15 protein-coding genes are annotated in these 18,499 nt (G+C 63.6%); 13 read left to right on the top strand and 2 right to left on the bottom strand.

Annotation, left to right across the window (positions count from 1 at the left end; all coding sequences use genetic code 11):
• The first annotated feature begins 146 nt into the window (after positions 1-146).
• A complete protein-coding gene (gene rlmD / locus AC3WOG_RS12090) occupies positions 147-1,565 on the top strand; it encodes a 23S rRNA (uracil(1939)-C(5))-methyltransferase RlmD (protein WP_492578223.1) in 1,419 nt (472 codons plus the stop codon).
• A 104-nt stretch (positions 1,566-1,669) separates the two neighbouring features.
• Here the strand turns inward: rlmD and AC3WOG_RS12085 are convergent, their stop codons facing one another.
• The gene (locus tag AC3WOG_RS12085; RefSeq protein WP_492578222.1) at positions 1,670-2,530 is read right to left on the bottom strand and encodes an outer membrane protein assembly factor BamD; all 861 of its coding nucleotides are present in this window, start codon (positions 2,528-2,530) and stop codon (positions 1,670-1,672) included.
• Positions 2,531-2,568: 38 nt separating this feature from the next.
• Between AC3WOG_RS12085 and AC3WOG_RS12080 the strand changes: the two genes are divergently transcribed.
• The 11 genes from AC3WOG_RS12080 (at position 2,569) to AC3WOG_RS12030 (ending at position 15,947) form a co-directional block, all read left to right on the top strand.
• Positions 2,569-3,837: an RluA family pseudouridine synthase gene (locus tag AC3WOG_RS12080; protein WP_492578221.1), complete on the top strand. Its 1,269-nt coding sequence runs from the start codon at positions 2,569-2,571 to the stop codon at positions 3,835-3,837.
• A complete protein-coding gene (gene pgeF, locus AC3WOG_RS12075; RefSeq protein WP_492578220.1) occupies positions 3,834-4,691 on the top strand; it encodes a peptidoglycan editing factor PgeF in 858 nt (285 codons plus the stop codon). Before AC3WOG_RS12080 ends, pgeF begins: the two co-directional genes overlap by 4 nt.
• A 572-nt stretch (positions 4,692-5,263) precedes the next feature.
• Complete coding sequence (gene phaC, locus AC3WOG_RS12070; protein ID WP_492578219.1) at positions 5,264-7,072, top strand: class I poly(R)-hydroxyalkanoic acid synthase; 1,809 nt, start codon at positions 5,264-5,266, stop codon at positions 7,070-7,072.
• A 167-nt stretch (positions 7,073-7,239) separates the two neighbouring features.
• Positions 7,240-8,421, top strand: coding sequence for an acetyl-CoA C-acetyltransferase (locus tag AC3WOG_RS12065; protein ID WP_492578218.1), 1,182 nt, complete (start codon positions 7,240-7,242; stop codon positions 8,419-8,421).
• A 157-nt stretch (positions 8,422-8,578) separates the two neighbouring features.
• On the top strand, positions 8,579-9,319 hold the full coding sequence (locus AC3WOG_RS12060) for a 3-ketoacyl-ACP reductase (protein WP_341312261.1): 741 nt from the start codon (positions 8,579-8,581) through the stop codon (positions 9,317-9,319).
• Positions 9,320-9,453: 134 nt separating this feature from the next.
• A complete protein-coding gene (gene phaR / locus AC3WOG_RS12055) occupies positions 9,454-10,074 on the top strand; it encodes a polyhydroxyalkanoate synthesis repressor PhaR (RefSeq protein WP_492578217.1) in 621 nt (206 codons plus the stop codon).
• A gap of 180 nt (positions 10,075-10,254) precedes the next feature.
• On the top strand, positions 10,255-11,646 hold the full coding sequence (gene rimO, locus AC3WOG_RS12050) for a 30S ribosomal protein S12 methylthiotransferase RimO (RefSeq protein WP_492578216.1): 1,392 nt from the start codon (positions 10,255-10,257) through the stop codon (positions 11,644-11,646).
• A 15-nt stretch (positions 11,647-11,661) separates the two neighbouring features.
• The gene (locus AC3WOG_RS12045; RefSeq protein ID WP_492578214.1) at positions 11,662-12,615 is read left to right on the top strand and encodes a sugar kinase; all 954 of its coding nucleotides are present in this window, start codon (positions 11,662-11,664) and stop codon (positions 12,613-12,615) included.
• Positions 12,616-12,683: 68 nt separating this feature from the next.
• Positions 12,684-13,868, top strand: a complete 1,185-nt coding sequence (bktB, locus tag AC3WOG_RS12040; protein ID WP_492578213.1) for a beta-ketothiolase BktB — start codon at positions 12,684-12,686, stop codon at positions 13,866-13,868.
• Between the two features lie 62 nt (positions 13,869-13,930).
• Positions 13,931-14,614 (top strand): hypothetical protein, encoded by a 684-nt coding sequence (locus tag AC3WOG_RS12035; RefSeq protein WP_492578212.1) that lies wholly within the window; start codon positions 13,931-13,933, stop codon positions 14,612-14,614.
• Positions 14,615-14,762: 148 nt separating this feature from the next.
• The gene (locus AC3WOG_RS12030; RefSeq protein ID WP_492578211.1) at positions 14,763-15,947 is read left to right on the top strand and encodes a cystathionine beta-lyase; all 1,185 of its coding nucleotides are present in this window, start codon (positions 14,763-14,765) and stop codon (positions 15,945-15,947) included.
• A 205-nt stretch (positions 15,948-16,152) separates the two neighbouring features.
• Here the strand turns inward: AC3WOG_RS12030 and serB are convergent, their stop codons facing one another.
• Positions 16,153-16,992: a phosphoserine phosphatase SerB gene (serB, locus tag AC3WOG_RS12025; protein WP_492578210.1), complete on the bottom strand. Its 840-nt coding sequence runs from the start codon at positions 16,990-16,992 to the stop codon at positions 16,153-16,155.
• A 238-nt stretch (positions 16,993-17,230) separates the two neighbouring features.
• Here serB and AC3WOG_RS12020 point away from each other — a divergent pair, with 238 nt between their 5' ends.
• Positions 17,231-18,484, top strand: coding sequence for a cytochrome P450 (locus tag AC3WOG_RS12020; protein WP_492578209.1), 1,254 nt, complete (start codon positions 17,231-17,233; stop codon positions 18,482-18,484).
• Positions 18,485-18,499 lie beyond the last annotated feature (15 nt).

Raw genomic sequence — 18,499 nt, 5'->3', positions numbered from 1 at the left:
GCGGTTCGCCGTACGCGAACCGGGAGCGAGGCGCTCAGCAGACGCTCAGTACGCCCTCTGGCCATCGCGGCCGCGCCAAATCGTTGGCAAGAGCGGAGGTTCGTCTACAATCTCGCCTTTCCCCCAAGTTTGTCAGGAAGTTGCAGGTGTCCCGAACTGCCCCCCATCGTCGCTCGCCGAAGCGCCAGAAGGCGCCCGCTCCAGTGCGAGCACCCGTCGTTACCGGCAATGAGCCGATCATCGAAATCGTCTCGCTCGATATGGAAGCGCGCGGCGTCGGCCGCATCGAGAGCGAAGACGGCACGCCGGGCAAGGTCATTTTCGTCGAAGGCGCATTGCCCGGTGAGCGCGTCAGCTACTCGACTCACCGCAGTAAGCCGAAATTCGAGCAGGCTGAGGTCGTCGAGGTGCTGCGCGAAAGCGTGATCCGCACCACGCCGAAATGCACGTACTTCAGCACCTGTGGCGGCTGTTCGATGCAGCATCTCGACATCCGCGCACAGGTGGCGGTCAAGCAGCGCGTACTCGAAGACAATCTCCAGCATCTTGCGAAGCTACGTCCGGAGACCGTGTTCCGGCCGATTCACGGGCCGGCGTGGGAATACCGGTATCGCGCGCGTCTGGCGGTGCGCTACCTGCCGGAAAAAGGCGGCATGCGCATTGGTTTTCACGAGAAGAAAAGCAGCTACATCGCCGATATGAAGACCTGCGAGGTTTTGCCGGCGCATGTGTCGGCAATGCTGATGCCGTTGCGCTTCATGGTCCGCAAGCTGTCGATCTACGACCGCATGCCGCAGCTCGAACTCGCGGTCGGCTCGTCGGTGACGGCGCTGGTGGTGCGCAACCTCGAACCGATCACCGAGGCCGACGAAAAGGTGCTGCGCGATTTCGCCGACGAGCACAAGGTGCAGTTCTGGTTGCAGCCGGGCGGCCCGGATACGGTTACGCCGTTCTATCCGCTCGATGTGCAGCTCGACTACACGCTGCCGGAATACAACATCCGGATGCCGTTCAAGCCGACCGATTTCACCCAGGTGAACCACCAGATCAACCGCGTGCTGGTGAGCCGCGCGCTGCGTCTGCTGGCGCCGGCGCGTACCGATCGCGTGCTCGACCTGTTCTGCGGGATCGGCAATTTCACGCTGCCGCTCGCGCGAATTTCGAAGGAAGTGGTCGGCATCGAAGGTAGCGATGTGCTGACCTCGCGCGCACTGGCCAATGCTGAGCTGAACGGCGTCGCGGGGCACACGTCGTTCGCGTGCCGCAATCTCTTCGAAGTGACCGCCGACGACATGCGCGCGCTCGGCCACTTCGACAAATTCCTCGTCGATCCGCCGCGCGAAGGCGCGCTGGCGGTGGCGAAGGCGCTGGCCGAGATCGCGCAGAGCGGCAATGGACCGCTGCCCACGCGGATTGTTTACGTGTCGTGCAATCCGGCGACGCTCGCACGCGATGCCGGTCTGCTGGTGCATGAGGCGGGCTATCGGCTGGTGGGGGCGGGCGTGGTGAACATGTTCCCGCACACGTCGCATGTGGAGTCGATTGCGTTGTTCGAGCGGGCTTGAAGCGAGGGGCTTCAAGCCAGAGCGCGGTCCGCGCATTCAGTCTGCACAAACAAAAACGCCACGACCGAAGTCGTGGCGTTTTTGTTTTCAGCGCGTGGCGTGACTTAGAACTGCCACCACGACTTTTCCTTACCCGGCCTTGCATGCCCGGTGATATACGGGCTGTCGGGGAAGGTGCCGGCCAGCACGCGCCTGGTGTCGTCAGACAGTTGCGGCTGGTTCAGCTTCTCGTACGACAGCATCATGATGTGCAGCGCGTCTTCGATCGCCGGTGCGTTCTTGTATTCCTTCAACGCCAGTTGCGCGCGGTTGATCGCGGCGACATAGGCGCCACGGCGGTAGTAGTAGTCCGCCGCGTGGACTTCGTGCGACGCCAGCGCGTTCACGATGTAACGCATGCGTTGCGCGGCGTCCGGCGCGTACTTGCTGTTCGGATACCTGTCGACCACGACCTTGAACGCGTCATACGACTCGCGCAGCGACTTCGGATCGCGCTCGCTCATGTCCTGGCCGGAGAAGCGGCCGAACAGGCCGAGGTCGTCGTTGAAGTGGATCATGCCCTTCAGGTAGTACGCGTAGGCGATGTCCGGGTGATCCGGGTGCAGCTGGATGAAGCGGTCGATCGCCTGGTCCGCGGCGGCGTTTTCGTTGTCTTTCCAGTTGCAATACGCGACGTTGATCTGTGCTTGCTGTGCGAAGTGACCGAACGGATCGCGGCCCTCCAGCATCTCGAAATACTTGGCGCACTTGCCGAAGTCACCACCGGACAAAGCGTCGTTCGCCTCCGTATATAATTTGTTGTTGTTCCACGTAGCCGTTTCGTCGGTCTTTTCCGGCAGGCCGTGACAAGCCGCAACAACGGCGACGGCTGCGGCACACGCAATGTATCCGGCCACTTTCCGGGCCGCCTTCTTGATGGCCGCCAAATTGATCGCCGCTTTAGTGATGGTGTTCAAGGCTCGCATTTTCCAGTCTAGCTTTACGTCCAGGTGACCCAGACTCAATGACCCGCTCAAATACTCCAGGTACCGCTACCGGCGCCGGGAATAGCAACAAAGATTATAGCGTAAGCGCTGACCCCTCCGACGCGTTGGACGTCGATTCGCTCGACGACGATCTCGGCGGCGACGCGCTCGCCGCCGCCGGCGCGCCAGGCTTGGTGCCGACCGTGGCCAGCCGCGTGGCGGACGAATCGCCGCGCAGCGTCACCGTGCCCGACGAACTGGCCGGCGAACGTCTCGACAAGGTGCTCGCCCGAGTGTTTCCCGAGTTCTCGCGCAACCGGCTGCAAAGCTGGATCGAGGCCGAGCGCGTGCGCATCGACGGCAAGCCGGCGAAGATTCGCCAGCCGGTGCCGCTCGGCGCGACCATCGAGCTCGTGCCCGATCTGCTGCCTGAACAGCTCGCGTTCACGCCGGAGCCGGTGCCGCTCGAGATCGTCTATGAGGACGACACGCTGGTGGTCATCAACAAGCCGGCCGGCATGGTCGTGCATCCGGCCGCCGGCAACTGGAGCGGCACTGTGCTGAACGGCCTGCTGTACCGCTACGGCGACGCCGCCGCAGGCCTGCCGCGCGCGGGCATCGTGCACCGGCTCGACAAGGAAACCTCCGGCTTGATGGTGGTCGCGCGTACGCTCGAGGCGCAGACCGATCTGGTGCGTCAACTGCAGGCGCGCACGGTCAAGCGCCGTTATCTCGCGCTGGTGTGGGGCAACATGCCTGAAGAGGGCACGATCGACGCGCCGATCGGCCGCGACCCGCGCGAACGCACGCGTATGGCGGTGGTCACGAGCGCATCGGGCAAGCCCGCGCGCACGCATTTCCGGCGCGTCGATACGGCGATCTGGCAGCGTCAGCCGGTCACCGCGATTCATTGCGACCTGGAAACCGGCCGCACCCATCAGATTCGTGTGCATTGCGCGCACATCGGCCATCCGCTGCTCGGCGACCCGGTGTATGGGCGCGCGCGCGGCAAGCGCTCGGTCACGCCGCTGCCCGACGGCTTCGCGCGCCAGGCGCTGCATGCGTGGCGCCTCGGCCTGATTCATCCGCAAACCGGCCGGACGATGCAGTGGCGCGCGGATGTGCCGGAAGACATGGCGGTGCTGTCGGCTGCGCTCGGCTTGGGGCGCGACGACGCCGGCGAATTCGACGAGACGTACTATGAGGACGAAGACTACGTCGCGCCGCTCGACGAAGACGCTGAAGAAGACGACGCACCCGGCCACGACGGCGAAACCGATGAACACGACGAGGACGACCACGCATGAGCTTGCCCGAGCTGACGTTTGCCGATGTCGTGCAACCCGCATGGAATGTATCGCCGCGCGTGCGCGCGCTCGTCACGACGCGCAACGGGGGCGTGAGCCAGACGCCGTTCGGCCGTTGGGTCGACGGCGTGGATCAGCCCGGCGGTTTGAACCTCGGCATGAAGGCCGGCGACGATCCAGCCGCGGTCGCAACCAACCGCGCGCGTCTTCTGGCGTTGGCGGGTGTCAGCGAGGCCGCCTGGCTCGAGCAGATTCACGGTGCCGGTATCGTGCGAGCAGAAGATGTACTCGCGCAAGCTCGCGCGAGCGGCGCGCCGACGCGGGCCGATGCCAGCGTTACCGATCGGCCCGGCACGGTATGCGTCGTGATGGTTGCCGATTGCATGCCGGTGTTGTTGTGCGATGAAGCGGGCCGCGCGGTCGGCGCGGCTCATGCGGGGTGGCGAGGCCTCGCGGCAGGCATCGTCGAACAGACGGCGCAGCGCGTCGCTGATCTCGCGGGCGTCGAGGCAGCTTCGCTCTATGCCTACCTCGGTCCGGCGATTGGACCCGATGCTTTCGAGGTCGGCGCAGACGTGCGTGACGCCTTCATGAACGGTGTTGACGGTGCACAACGCGACGCCACTGCCGATGCGTTCGTTCCGCATCCGCAAAACGCAGGCAAGTATCTGGCCAATCTCGCGGCGCTCGCGCGCTTGCGTTTGCAGCGGCTCGGCGTAACCCGGATTGTCGGCGGCGACCTTTGTACGGTCACGCAACGTGAGCGTTTCTATTCCTATCGCCGCGATCGCGAAACAGGCCGCATGGCCGCGCTGATCTGGCTGGACGATCAGGCGCAGACGATCGCGGACTAGCGAGCGCGCAGCGTGGCAGGCGCGTGGCAGTCTTCCGTGCAGCCACGTGTGCGTTAGCGAACGCAGCGCATGCCTACGGGGACGCGTATGAGGGTTTGTTCGGAGACGCAGCAGGCTTTTTTGCTGCGTTGCCGGAATTCGTCGGACATGCGTAAATCTGCCGGGAAAAGCATTGGCGCACGAACGGATAAACGCACATAAGCCCATGCCGTATGGGAGCTTTTTCCTTGGCGAATCTGTTTTTCGAAGCGTGTGCCAAAGCGCGATCTGCTACACAGGGAAAACGATAATTAAAAAAATATCGCACTGCGGCAAAATCAGGAACAAGCATTGACATGCCTTGCGATGGGGAGCAAGAATGTTCCTCCCAGCTCCTCGTACAAGGGACAGGGCGTGACGAGGTTGCGAGCAATCGCCCACGTGCGCAAAACCTGCCTCTCAACCCGTCCGCAAGGACTTATCGGTCAAAAGCAGGTATGGCAGCATCACATTCCTCAGCTTCCCCTCGCACGGACTCCTCGACGGAGCATACGCAGCAGGCCGGAACGAGCGGCGCACCTTCAGCCGCCGGCATGCAGCAGTTATTCGACGCCTGGATGAACGCATGGCGTTCGCTCGGCACACCGCCCGGCGGCAATGGCGCGCCTTTCTCAATGCCGCAAATGCCGGCGCAGATACCGCAAATGCCATCGTTTCCCGGCATGCCGGACTTCAGCAAGGCGGCCGCATCTATGTCGTCGATGCCGCCGCTGCCGTCATTCGCCGGGCTCAATGTCCCAAGCGCGGCGATTCCATCGGAGCGTCTGCAAAAGCTGCAAGCCGATTATTCCCGCGAGGCGATGGCGCTGATCCAGCAGGCAGCCGCCTCGACCACGAAGATCCCCGAACTCAAAGACCGCCGCTTCAGTTCCGACGCGTGGAGCTCGACGCCGGCTTACGCGTTCACCGCCGCATGGTATCTGTTGAACGCACGCTATCTGCAGGAAATGGTCGACGCGCTCGAAACCGAACCGAAGGTGCGCGAACGCATTCGTTTCGCGGTGCAGCAATGGACCGCGGCGGCGTCGCCGAGCAACTTCTTCGCCTTGAATCCCGAAGCGCAAAAAACCCTGCTCGATAGCCAGGGCGAGAGCTTGCGGCAGGGCGTGATGAACCTGCTCAGCGACTTGCAGCGCGGCAAAATTTCGCAGACCGACGAATCGCGTTTTGTGGTCGGCGAGAATCTCGCGAACACCGAAGGCTCGGTGGTATTCGAAAACGACCTGATCCAGTTGATCCAGTACAAGCCGCGTACGGCGACCGTGCGCGAACGGCCGCTGTTGATCGTGCCGCCTTGCATCAACAAGTTCTACATTCTCGATCTGCAGCCGGAAAACTCGCTGGTCGCGCACGGACTCGATTCGGGTCATCAGGTGTTCCTGATTTCGTGGCGCAACGCGGATGCATCCATTGCGCATAAAACGTGGGACGACTACATCGGCGAGGGCGTGCTCACTGCGATCGATACGGTGTGCCGGATCAGCGGCCGCGAGCAGATCAACACGCTCGGTTTTTGTGTGGGCGGTACGATGCTGGCTACGGCGCTGGCGGTGGCGGCCGGGCGCGGCGAACATCCGGCTGCGTCGATGACCTTGCTCACCGCGATGCTCGACTTCTCGGACACGGGCGTACTCGACATCTTCGTCGACGAAGCGCATGTGCAGATGCGCGAGCAGACCATCGGCGGCAAGAATGGCGGCGCGCCGGGGCTGATGCGCGGCATCGAGTTCGCCAACACGTTCTCTTTCCTGCGGCCGAACGATCTGGTGTGGAACTACGTCGTCGACAACTACCTCAAGGGACGCACGCCGGTGCCGTTCGATCTGCTGTACTGGAACAGCGATTCGACCAGTCTGCCGGGTCCGATGTACGTCTGGTATCTGCGCAATACGTATCTCGAGAATCGCCTGCGCGAGCCGGGTGCGTTGACCACGTGCGGCGAGCCGATCGACCTGTCGAAGATCGACGTGCCGACCTTCATCTACGGTTCGCGTGAAGACCATATCGTGCCGTGGCAAACCGCGTATGCGTCAGTGCCGTTGCTGAGCGGGCCGCTGAAGTTCGTGCTCGGCGCGTCGGGCCATATCGCGGGCGTGATCAATCCGCCGGCGAAGAAAAAGCGCAATTACTGGGTGCTGGAAGGCGACGCCAGGACGCTGCCTGAAAGCCCTGATGAGTGGCTGGGTCAGGCTGCCGAGGTACCCGGCAGCTGGTGGCCCGAATGGACCAACTGGCTCGATCAGTACGGCGGCAAGAAAGTGAAGCCGCGCGCCAAACCTGGCTCGGCGGAATTCCCGGTCATCGAGCCGGCGCCGGGGCGTTATGTGCGGCAGCGCGAGTAGTGGTGTGGTGTGAGACTTCACAGCGGAGATCTCACCGCGGAAATTTCATGGCGCGCTTCGCTGGATGGTCTGAACGAGCGCCTGAGTGAGCAAGAGCGCAAGGGCAACGAGATTTTTAACTTGACGGGCTGCGGCGCAATTGGCCGACGTGCCCAGAGGATATGGAAATGACTGATGTTGTGATCGTATCGGCCGCCCGTACGGCAGTAGGTAAATTCGGTGGGTCGCTGGCGAAGATCGCCGCGCCCGATCTCGGCGCCACGGTGATTCGCGCCGTGCTCGAGCGGGCCGGTCTGAAGCCCGAGCAGGTGAGCGAAGTCATCCTGGGCCAGGTGTTGGCGGCCGGCTCCGGTCAGAACCCGGCGCGTCAGTCGCTGATCAAGGCAGGGCTGCCCTCGTCCATACCCGGCATGACGATCAACAAGGTGTGCGGTTCGGGGTTGAAGGCGGTGATGCTGGCAGCCAACGCGATCATCGCGGGCGACGCCGACATCGTGATCGCCGGCGGTCAGGAAAACATGAGCGCAGCGCCGCACGTGCTGCCGGGTTCGCGCGACGGCTTCCGCATGGGCGATGCGAAGCTGATCGACTCGATGATCGTTGACGGCCTGTGGGATGTGTACAACCAGTACCACATGGGTGTGACGGCGGAAAACGTCGCCAAGGAATACGGCATCACGCGCGAGCAGCAGGACGCGTTCGCGGCGCTGTCGCAGAACAAGGCGGAAGCCGCGCAGAAGTCGGGCCGCTTCAATGACGAAATCGTGCCGGTCGAAATTCCGCAGCGCAAGGGCGAGCCGCTGCGTTTCGCAACGGATGAATTCGTGCGTCATGGCGTGACGGCCGAATCGCTTGCGGGCCTGAAGCCGGCGTTCTCGAAGGAAGGCACGGTGACGGCGGCGAATGCGTCGGGTCTGAACGACGGCGCGGCGGCAGTGATCGTGATGTCGGCGAAGAAAGCCGAAGCGCTCGGCCTCACGCCGCTCGCGCGCATCAAAGCCTACGCCAACGCAGGCGTCGATCCGAAGGTGATGGGCATGGGCCCGGTGCCGGCTTCGCGCCGTTGCCTGGAACGCGCCGGCTGGACTCCGGCCGATCTCGATCTGATGGAAATCAACGAAGCGTTTGCCGCGCAGGCGCTCGCCGTGCACAAGCAGATGGGCTGGGACACGTCGAAGGTCAACGTGAACGGCGGCGCGATTGCGATCGGCCATCCGATCGGCGCGTCCGGTTGCCGGATTCTCGTCACGCTGCTGCACGAAATGCAGAAACGCGATGCGAAGAAGGGTTTGGCGTCGCTGTGTATCGGCGGCGGCATGGGTGTGGCGCTGGCGGTCGAGCGCGCTTAAGGCGGTAAGCATGGTTGCCGCGCGCCTCGTTACAGCAGGTGGCGCGCGGTGAGCAGTGGCCTCGCCGGCCGGTCGCCCGGCGGCAGCGGAGATGAAGCACAAGGCGAGGAATGGGGCAGCCGGTCGGCGCCTCGAAAACGACAACGGAGTCTAGTTTATGACACAGCGAATTGCGTACGTAACGGGCGGGATGGGCGGCATCGGCACGAGTATTTGCCAGCGGCTGCACAAAGAAGGCTTCAAGGTGGTCGCAGGCTGCGGCCCGAACTCGCCGCGCCGCGTGAAGTGGCTTGAAGAGCAGAAGGCGCTGGGCTTCGACTTCATCGCGTCCGAAGGCAACGTCGGCGACTGGGAGTCGACCAAAGCCGCATTCGACAAGGTCAAGGCCGAAGTCGGCGAAATCGACGTGCTGGTGAACAATGCCGGCATCACGCGCGACGTCGTGTTCCGCAAGATGACGCACGAAGACTGGACGGCGGTGATCGACACCAACCTGACTAGCCTCTTCAACGTCACCAAGCAGGTGATCGACGGCATGGTCGAGCGTGGTTTTGGCCGGGTTATCAACATTTCGTCGGTGAACGGGCAGAAAGGCCAGTTCGGCCAGACCAACTACTCGACCGCGAAAGCCGGGATTCACGGCTTCACGATGTCGCTGGCGCAGGAAGTGGCCACCAAGGGCGTGACGGTGAACACCGTGTCGCCGGGCTACATCGGCACCGATATGGTCAAGTCGATCCGCCCGGACGTGCTGGAGAAGATTGTCGCAACGATTCCGGTGCGCCGTCTCGGCCAGCCGGACGAAATCGGCTCGATCGTTGCATGGCTCGCGTCGGACGAATCGGGTTTCTCCACGGGCGCTGATTTTTCGCTGAATGGCGGTTTGCATATGGGCTGAGTCACGAGCGCGCCGCTCACAAGGCGGCGTGCTTTAGCTCAGATGGTTCCGGCGGCGTCTCGATTGCGCAATAACCCGATTGCGCAATCGACAGGGCGCCGTTTCCGCGTTCAACTCGCGCTCAAAGGCGTTACATGACCACTACTACAAAGAAAACAGCCGAACGACTGATCAAGAAATATCCGAATCGTCGGCTCTACGACACCGAGACAAGCACGTACATCACGCTGACGGACGTCAAACAGCTCGTGCTGGATCAGGAGGATTTCAAGGTCATCGATGCGAAGAGCAACGAGGACCTGACGCGCGCCATCCTGTTACAGATCATTCTCGAAGAGGAGAGTGGCGGCTTGCCGATGTTCTCGTCGTCGATGCTGTCGCAGATCATCCGTTTCTACGGTCATGCGATGCAGGGCATGATGGGCACGTATCTGGAAAAGAACATCCAGGCGTTCATCGACATTCAGGCGAAACTCGCCGACCAGTCGAAGAACCTGTACGAAGGCAAAGCGATGAATCCTGAAGTCTGGTCGCAATTCATGAACATGCAGGCGCCGATGATGCAGGGCATGATGACCAGTTACATCGAGCAGTCGAAGAACATGTTCGTGCAGATGCAGGAGCAGATGCAGAACCAGGCGAAGTCCATGTTCAGCACCTTCCCGTTTACGCCGGGCGGCCCGGTGAATGCGACCAATGCGCCGGCAAATCCGTCTGAAAATCCGCAAAGCAATCCGGAGCCGGAGAAGAAGTAACGGCGCAAGCAGCGTTGGCGGCGAGGGCGCAAGCGGAGGACCGTGGGCGCGGTACAATCACGGGCTGCGTGCGCGGGGCGTTTTGCCGGGGTAGGGGTTTTGTGACCCTTTAACCCCGTAGTTCCTGCCGCACGGTCCCCATTTGTCGCCATCGTCACCGCTATACGCCGGACCCACCCTATGTCGCAGACCTCTACCCCCGCCGTGCCGACGCCTTCCGTTCCGAAGATCGGTTTCGTCAGCCTCGGCTGCCCTAAAGCGCTTGTCGACTCCGAGCAGATCATCACGCAGTTGCGTGCCGAGGGCTATGAGATCTCCGGCACGTATGACGGCGCGGACCTCGTGGTCGTCAACACCTGCGGCTTCATCGACGAAGCCGTGCAGGAAAGCCTCGACGCGATCGGCGAAGCGCTCCACGAAAACGGCAAGGTGATCGTCACCGGCTGTCTCGGCGCGAAGAAGAGCGCGAGCGGCACGGGGCTGATCGAAGAAGTGCATCCGAAGGTGCTGGCCGTGACCGGCCCGCACGCGGTCGGTGAAGTGATGCAGGCGGTGCACAACCATCTGCCGAAGCCGCACGATCCGTTCGTCGATCTGGTGCCGGCCGCGGGTGTGAAGCTCACGCCGCGCCACTACGCGTACCTGAAAATTTCCGAAGGCTGCAACCACCGCTGCACGTTCTGCATCATCCCGTCGATGCGCGGCGACCTCGTGTCGCGTCCGGTCGCTGAAGTGATGCTCGAAGCGGAGAACCTGTTCAAGTCGGGCGTGAAGGAGTTGCTGGTCATTTCGCAGGACACCAGCGCTTACGGCGTCGACGTCAAATACCGTACGGGTTTCTGGAACGGCAAGCCGGTCAGGACGCGCATGACCGATCTGGTCGGCGCGCTAGGCGAGCTGGCCGCGCAATATGGCGCGTGGGTGCGTTTGCATTACGTGTATCCGTATCCGCGCGTCGACGAAGTGATTCCGATGATGGCCGAAGGTCCGTACAAGGGCCATGTCCTGCCGTATCTCGACGTGCCGTTCCAGCATGCCCATCCGGAAGTGCTGAAGCGCATGAAGCGTCCGGCCAACGCCGAGAAGGTGATGGAGCGCGTGAAGGCGTGGCGCGAAATGTGCCCCGATCTGACGATTCGCAGCACCTTCATCGCCGGTTTCCCGGGCGAGACCGAAGAGCAGTTCCAGACGCTGCTCGATTTCATCCGCGAGGCGGAACTGGATCGGGTCGGCTGCTTTGCATACTCGCCGGTCGAAGGCGCCACGGCCAATGAACTGGACGGCGCGTTACCCGACGAAGTGCGTGAGGAACGCCGGGCGCGTTTCATGGAAGTGGCCGAAGAAGTGTCGGCTAAGCGCATCGCGAAGAAGGTCGGTAAGACGTTGAAGGTGCTGGTCGACGAGATCAACGCCGACGGCGGCGTCGGCCGCACCGCGGCGGACGCGCCGGAGATCGACGGCGTCGTGTATATCGCGCCCGCCACCAAGGCGTCAAAGCGTTATAAAGTTGGCGATTTCGTGTCGGTGAAGATCACCGGCGCCGACGGCCACGATCTGTGGGGCGAGGTTTAAGCGATGGCCGTAAGCATGACCAGTAAGGTGGAAGGCCGCCCCCCGGAAGGCCGGCCCCCGGAAATCCTCGCGCTTGGCGAGGCGATGATCGAATTCAACCAGTCGGCGAAGGATCAACCGACCTACCTGCAAGGCTTCGGCGGCGATACGTCGAACTTCTGTATTGCGGCGGCGCGGCAGGGCGCGAAGACTGGTTTCGTCTCGGCGGTCGGCAGCGATCATTTCGGGCGTTTGCTGATTGATCTGTGGGAGCGCGAGCAGGTCGATACGTCGCTCGTGCGCGTCGATGAGCGCGCATCGACCGGCGTGTATTTCGTCTCGCACGGTCCGGGCGGCCACGCGTTCGACTATCTGCGCGCCGGCTCTGCCGCGAGCCGCTACGCGCCGCACGATCTGCCGCTCGATGCGATTGCCGCTGCCCAGGTCGTGCATCTGTCCGGCATCAGCCTCGCAATCAGCTTGAGCGCCTGCGATGCGGCGCTTGCCGCGATCGAGCATGCGCGTGCCAACGGCGTGCGCGTGAGCTTCGATACCAACCTGCGCTTGAAGTTGTGGCCGCTCGGCCGGGCGCGCGCGGTGATGCTCGAAGCGATCCGCCAGACCGACATCTGTTTGCCGAGCTGGGACGACGTGACCGAACTCACCGGCCTGACCGGTCGCGACGAGATCGTCGATTTCCTGCTGTCGCGCGGTCCGCGTGTGGTCGCGCTCAAGCTCGGCAAGGAAGGCTCGTACATCGCCACGCCCAATGAGCGGCGCGTCGTGCCGGGCCACGCCGTCAACGCGGTCGATGCGACCGGCGCGGGCGACTGCTTCGGCGGCGCGTTCATCGCGCGCATCGTGGCCGGCGACGATCCCTTCGAGGCGGCCCGTTATGCGAACGTCGCCGCCGCGCTGTCGACGCAAGGTTACGGCGCCGTCGCGCCGATCCCTTCGCGGGCGACGGTCGAACACATCCTGGCGGGCTGATCACGACGCGCTGCGACGCGTGGCCCGCCAAGGCAAGATCATCTTGAGAGACTAAAGAGGAGCGAGCGATGCAACGGGACGTAGTGGTGGTAAGCGGTGTGCGTACGGCAATCGGCGGCTTTGGCGGCAGCCTGAAGGATTTTCCGCCGACCGATCTCGGTGCCCGCGTGGTGCGTGAAGCGTTGGCGCGTGCGAACGTGTCGGGCGACGAAGTCGGCCATGTGGTGTTCGGCAACGTCGTCCATACCGAACCGAAAGACATGTATCTGGCGCGCGTGGCCGCGATCAACGGCGGCGTCGCACAACACGCGCCCGCGTTGACCGTGAACCGCCTGTGCGGCTCGGGTTTGCAGGCGATCGTGTCGGCCGCGCAAAGCGTGCTGCTGGGCGACGCCGATATCGCGATCGGCGGCGGCGCGGAAAACATGAGCCGCGCGCCGTATTCGATGCCCGCCGCGCGCTTCGGTCAGCGCATGGGCGATGCGCGTCTCGTCGACATGATGGTGGGTGCGCTGAACGACCCGTTCCAGTCGATCCACATGGGTGTGACCGCCGAGAACGTCGCGCGCAAATACGACATCTCGCGTGAAGCGCAGGATGCGCTCGCGCTCGAATCGCATCGTCGCGCGGCTAATGCGATCACGAGCGGCTTTTTCAAGGAACAGATCCTGCCGATCACGATCCCGTCGAAGAAGGGCGACGTCGTGTTCGATACGGACGAGCACGCACGCATGAATGCGACGGCGGAAGATTTTTCGAAGCTCAAGCCGGTGTTCGCGAAGGAAAACGGCACGGTGACGGCCGGCAACGCGTCGGGCATCAACGACGCCGCCGCGGCGGTCGTGCTGATGGAGCGCCGCGTCGCCGAACAGCGCGGCATCAAGCCGCTGGCGCGGCTGGTTTCGTATGCGCATGCCGGCGTCGATCCCGCCTACATGGGCATCGGCCCGGTGCCGGCGACGCGCAAGGCGCTCGAGCGCGCCGGCCTGACGGTCGCCGATCTCGACGTGATCGAAGCGAACGAAGCGTTTGCCGCTCAGGCGTGCGCGGTCAGCAAGGAACTCGGCCTCGATCCCGCGAAGGTCAATCCGAATGGCTCGGGCATTTCGCTCGGTCACCCGATCGGCGCGACCGGCGCGCTGATTACCGTCAAGGCGCTGTATGAGTTGCAGCGGGTTGGCGGCCGGTATGCGCTGGTGACGATGTGTATCGGCGGCGGCCAGGGCATTGCGGCGATCTTCGAACGGATCTGAGGCCGGGCAGCGAACTCGTATCAGGCAGGCAAGCAGGTATCAGGCAACAAGGAAGGAAACGGATGCGGGAATTGAAAGCGACGAAGGGTGCGGTGCGTCGGCGTGGTTGGGCCGGTTGGTCAGTCCCCCAGGGGGACTTCCTTCGGGGCGTAGTGAGCATCGCCGCATTGCTGGGTGCCGGCGCGGCGGCGTTGATGCCGGTGCAGGCATGGGCGGAAAGCGACGCGGTGAAGGAATTGGCGGCCCCGCCGCCGATTCAGTTGCCGCTCAAGCCGAGCCCCGAATTCGCGAAGTTCTCGCGCTACGCCGGTATGCTGGGCTCGCGTCAGATTGTGCTACGGCTCGGCGCGAAAACCGACGATCCGGCCGGCGTGCACGGCGAGTATCAGTACACCGATACCGGCGAAGTGATCCTGATCGCCGGCGACCGCGACGGCGATGTGCTCGAAGTCGAGGAGTCGAACGACGGCACGCATATCACCGGGAACTGGGTCGGCAAGTTCGCCGCCGATGGGTCGGTCACGGGCGAACGGATGAACGTCGACGATTCCAGTCCGCTGGCGTTCGATCTGAAGCCGCTGGCAGCGGGGCAGGCGGTGCCGGCTGCTACGGTTGCTGGCGCTGCGAGTAAGGCCGCGCAGGCGCCGCAGCCATCCGCAGGCGCTGCCGCCGCTGCACCGGCCTCGGCGGCGGCAGGTGGTGGTCACGCGGTCGGCGGGGTCAGCAACCTGCAAACCGGCGAGTGAAATTGATTGCCGCGCGGGCCTGGCGGCTCGCGCACTGTTAGCAAGCGAAATCCCGCCGGCTCGTCTACTCTTGCGTGTGCGGCGCGTGGCAGATCCGCGCGCGATTTGCGCGCGATTCGTTTCCGTCCGGTTCTTACCTACATTCACCATGACCCAATCCAAACTCAAACGCGGTCTGCAAACCCGCATCGTGCGCGCCGAGGATCAGCTCACGCCGGGCTTCGAGTCGTTTTCGATGCCGGTCATGCGAGCTTCGACGGTCGTGTTCCCCGATCTCGCGACGATGCGCGCGCTCGACTGGAAAAACGACGCGCAATGGCGCTACGGCCTGCACGCCACGCCGACTTCGCTCGCGCTGGCGCAGCGGCTCGCCACCATCGAAGGCGGCAATCACGCGTTGTTGCAACCGTCGGGGCTGTCGTCGATTTCGAACGTGTACTTCGGCCTCGTCAAGGCCGGCGACGACGTGTTGATTCCCGATAACGTCTACTCGCCGAACCGCGATCATGGCGACTGGCTGGCACGCGATTTCGGCATCACGGTGCGTTACTACGATCCGATGATCGGCGCGGGCATCGCCGATCTGATCCAGCCGAATACGCGTTTGATCTGGCTGGAAGCACCCGGCTCGGTCACGATGGAAGTGGCCGACGTACCCGCTATCACGGCCGCGGCGCGAGCGCGCAACGTCGTCACGGCCATCGACAATACGTGGTCGGCTGGGCTCGGGTTCCGGCCGTTCGACCACGGCGTCGATATCTCGGTGCAGGCGCTGACCAAGTACCAATCGGGCGGCGGAGACGTGCTGATGGGCGCGACCATTACCGTCGACCGCGAGTTGCATCTGAAGCTGAAGGCTGCACGCATGCGCATGGGCATCGGCGTGTCCTCGGACGACTGTTCGCTGATTCTGCGCAGCCTGCCGACCATGCAACTGCGCTTCGAACAACACGACCGCGCGGCGCTCGGCCTTGCCAAATGGCTGAAGACGCGGCCGGAAATCGCCGCGGTATTGCACCCGGCGCTGCCCGATTGTCCGGGGCATGAATTCTTCAAGCGCGACTTCACGGGCGCGGGCGGTCTGTTTTCCGTCGTGTTCGATGGACGTTACAGCGCGGCGCAAATCGATACGTTCTGCGAGTCGCTGGAACTGTTTTCGCTCGGCTGGAGTTGGGGCGGCGCGCACAGTCTCGCGATGCCGTACGACGTCGCGTCGATGCGCACCGCAGCGCAGTGGCCGCACCGCGGCACGCTGGTCCGGTTTTATATCGGCCTGGAAGAGGAGGCCGATCTGCGCGCGGATATCGAACACAGCCTCGCGGCGCTGGGCTGAACGCCTGAGCGATTCGGCAATCTGTCATGCTAGCCCATCGGGACGCGGTTCCGATGGGCTTTTCTTTTGTCAATATAACCAGTAGGCCTAACTATTCGATCGAATGGTCGACACCGGATCTCGACGCTGCGATGGTGTGCATCCTGACTAACGGTTGCTGCACCGCCGGCTGGCACGTTCTGCCGGCCGGTGCATCGCCAACGCATTAAAACAACCGCAACAACCCATCCAGCCCAACATGGTTGAAGGCCACGCTAGCGGCTTCGCGCACCACGGGTTTCGCACGGAACGCGACGGATAGGCCTGCTGCGGCCATCATCTTCAGATCGTTCGAACCATCGCCCATTGCAATCGCGTAGGCCGGTTCGATGCCCAGTTGGGCGCACGTTTCGCGCAGCGTGCGTGCCTTCACGTCAGCGTTGACGATCTCGCCGCTCACCTTGCCAGTTAACTTCCCGTCCACGATTTCGAGCGTGTTGGCGCGCGTGAAATCCAGACCAAGCCGAACCTTCAGTTTTTCGGTAAAGAACGTAAATCCGCCCGACACCAGCAGCGTTTTCAAACCCGCAGCCTTCGCGCCGGCCAGCATCCGTTCCGCGCCCGGCGAGAGCTGCAGCCGCTCTTCATAAACGCGTTCGAGCGCGCTGGCGTCGAGTCCTTTGAGCAGCGCCACGCGGCGTGTCAGGCTTTCATTGAAGTCCTTGATTTCGCCGCGCATCGACGCTTCGGTGATAGCGGCCACTTCGGCCTTCAGCCCGCAGAAGTCGGCGATTTCGTCGATGCATTCGATCGTGATCAGCGTCGAATCCATGTCCATCGCGACCAGCCCGAAATCGCGCAACTGGCGGCCTGCCTCGACAAACGCGTAGTCCAGTTGATGGGTGCCGCAATAGACCTCGAGATCGGCGCGCTGCGAAACGGCGGCGTCGGCGATGCGAATCGCGTTCGCGTCGATGACGCTGGCGCGCGAGCCGCGCGCCAGCGCAATGAGCGTTTTATGATGGTCGGCGGACAGGGGCGCGGGGCTTTGGATGACGAGGTTCATTGACGGCGCAGTGACGCAGGAAGGGACGGGCGCGCGGCGCGCGCGGAAAATCCCGCTATTGTAACGGTTCGGCGTCATGCAGCCCGCGTGCAACCGTCAGGCGCCCGGTTCATACTGGCGCATCGAACGACGCCCGTGCATCCATTGCGCTCATCGAACCGATTGCGTCTACCCGACGGCGCACGGCATACCGCATGCATTGGACCGGCCACGAGGCGCACCACCACGGAGACAACCGATGACCCCGGCGACCGCCACCGACGCGTTCACCCTTGCGCGCGACTTCGATCTGCGCCACCTGAGCCCGGCTTTCTACACCGACCCGTACCCGGTCTACCACGCGCTGCGTATGCATGAGCCCATCAAGCGCATGCCGGACGGATCGCTTTTTCTGACGCGTTTTCGCGACGTGCAGGCGGTCTACCGCGACCCCAAAACCTTCAGTTCCGACAAGACTGTCGAATTCAGGCCGAAGTATGGCGATTCGCCGCTCTACACGCATCACACGACCAGTCTCGTCTTCAACGATCCGCCGCGGCATACGCGGGTGCGCAAACTGATCGCCGGCGCGCTGACGGCGCGCGCGATCGCGGCGATGGAGCCGGGCCTGGTCCGCCTCGTCGACGGCTTGCTCGATGCCGCCGCCGGGCGCGGCCGGATCGACCTGATCGGCGAATTCGCGTCGGCGATTCCGGTCGAGATCATCGGCAATCTGCTGGATGTGCCGCACGCGGAGCGCGAGCCGTTGCGCGGCTGGTCGCTGGCGATTCTCGGCGCGCTCGAGCCGTCGCTGAGCGACGCGCAGCTCGAACGCGGCAACCGCGCGGTTAGCGAGTTCGTTGGCTATTTGCAGGATCTGGTAGCGCGACGCCGGCGCGAACCCGGCGATCCGCAGCATGACGTGCTGACGCGACTGATCCAGGGCGAAGGGGACGGCGAGCAATTGTCGGAAGTGGAGTTGCTGCAAAACTGCATCTTCATTCTGAATGCCGGTCATGAGACGACCACCAATCTGATCGGCAACGGCATCGTCACGCTGACTGACTGGCCGGAGCAACGCGCGGCGTTGCTGCGCGAACCGTCGCTGATCGACACGGCGGTCGAAGAATGTCTGCGGTTCGAGAGTTCGAATCAACTCGGCAACCGGATGGCTACCGTCGATACGGAGATCGGCGGTGTCGCGGTCGGGCGCGGCACGCCCGTCACGCTGGGCATCGGCGCGGCCAATCGCGACCCGGAGCAGTTCGCCGAACCGGATCGCTTCGACATCCGCCGGGATCCGAACCGGCATCTGGCGTTTGGCTTCGGCATTCATCAATGCGCGGGGCTGTCGCTCGCGCGACTCGAGGCGCGGATCGCGATCGGGCGTTTTGTGCAGCGTTTTCCGGCGTATCGTCTCGACGGCGCGCCGACGCGCGGCGGGCGCGTGCGGTTTCGTGGCTTCGCCGCGGTGCCGGTTGAGCTCGAACCGGCGGACCGTGCTCGACGCTGAAGCGCATTGGTCGAG

It is taken from the genome of Paraburkholderia sp. FW306-02-B, assembly GCF_058782725.1.
Note: the sequence above shows the minus strand (reverse complement) of the source record. Positions and strands in the feature narration are given on the sequence as shown.

Excerpts from the sequence above, each read along its gene's own strand:
- phaR (WP_492578217.1), top strand. The coding sequence starts at position 9,454 with ATGACCACTACTACAAAGAAAACAGCCGAACGACTGATCAAGAAATAT.
- pgeF (WP_492578220.1), top strand. The coding sequence starts at position 3,834 with ATGAGCTTGCCCGAGCTGACGTTTGCCGATGTCGTGCAACCCGCATGG.
- AC3WOG_RS12020 (WP_492578209.1), top strand. The coding sequence starts at position 17,231 with ATGACCCCGGCGACCGCCACCGACGCGTTCACCCTTGCGCGCGACTTC.
- AC3WOG_RS12080 (WP_492578221.1), top strand. The coding sequence starts at position 2,569 with ATGACCCGCTCAAATACTCCAGGTACCGCTACCGGCGCCGGGAATAGC.
- AC3WOG_RS12030 (WP_492578211.1), top strand. The coding sequence starts at position 14,763 with ATGACCCAATCCAAACTCAAACGCGGTCTGCAAACCCGCATCGTGCGC.
- AC3WOG_RS12045 (WP_492578214.1), top strand. The coding sequence starts at position 11,662 with ATGACCAGTAAGGTGGAAGGCCGCCCCCCGGAAGGCCGGCCCCCGGAA.
- serB (WP_492578210.1), bottom strand. The coding sequence starts at position 16,992 with ATGAACCTCGTCATCCAAAGCCCCGCGCCCCTGTCCGCCGACCATCAT.
- AC3WOG_RS12085 (WP_492578222.1), bottom strand. The coding sequence starts at position 2,530 with ATGCGAGCCTTGAACACCATCACTAAAGCGGCGATCAATTTGGCGGCC.
- AC3WOG_RS12035 (WP_492578212.1), top strand. The coding sequence starts at position 13,931 with ATGCGGGAATTGAAAGCGACGAAGGGTGCGGTGCGTCGGCGTGGTTGG.
- phaC (WP_492578219.1), top strand. The coding sequence starts at position 5,264 with ATGCAGCAGTTATTCGACGCCTGGATGAACGCATGGCGTTCGCTCGGC.
- bktB (WP_492578213.1), top strand. The coding sequence starts at position 12,684 with ATGCAACGGGACGTAGTGGTGGTAAGCGGTGTGCGTACGGCAATCGGC.
- AC3WOG_RS12065 (WP_492578218.1), top strand. The coding sequence starts at position 7,240 with ATGACTGATGTTGTGATCGTATCGGCCGCCCGTACGGCAGTAGGTAAA.
- AC3WOG_RS12060 (WP_341312261.1), top strand. The coding sequence starts at position 8,579 with ATGACACAGCGAATTGCGTACGTAACGGGCGGGATGGGCGGCATCGGC.
- rimO (WP_492578216.1), top strand. The coding sequence starts at position 10,255 with ATGTCGCAGACCTCTACCCCCGCCGTGCCGACGCCTTCCGTTCCGAAG.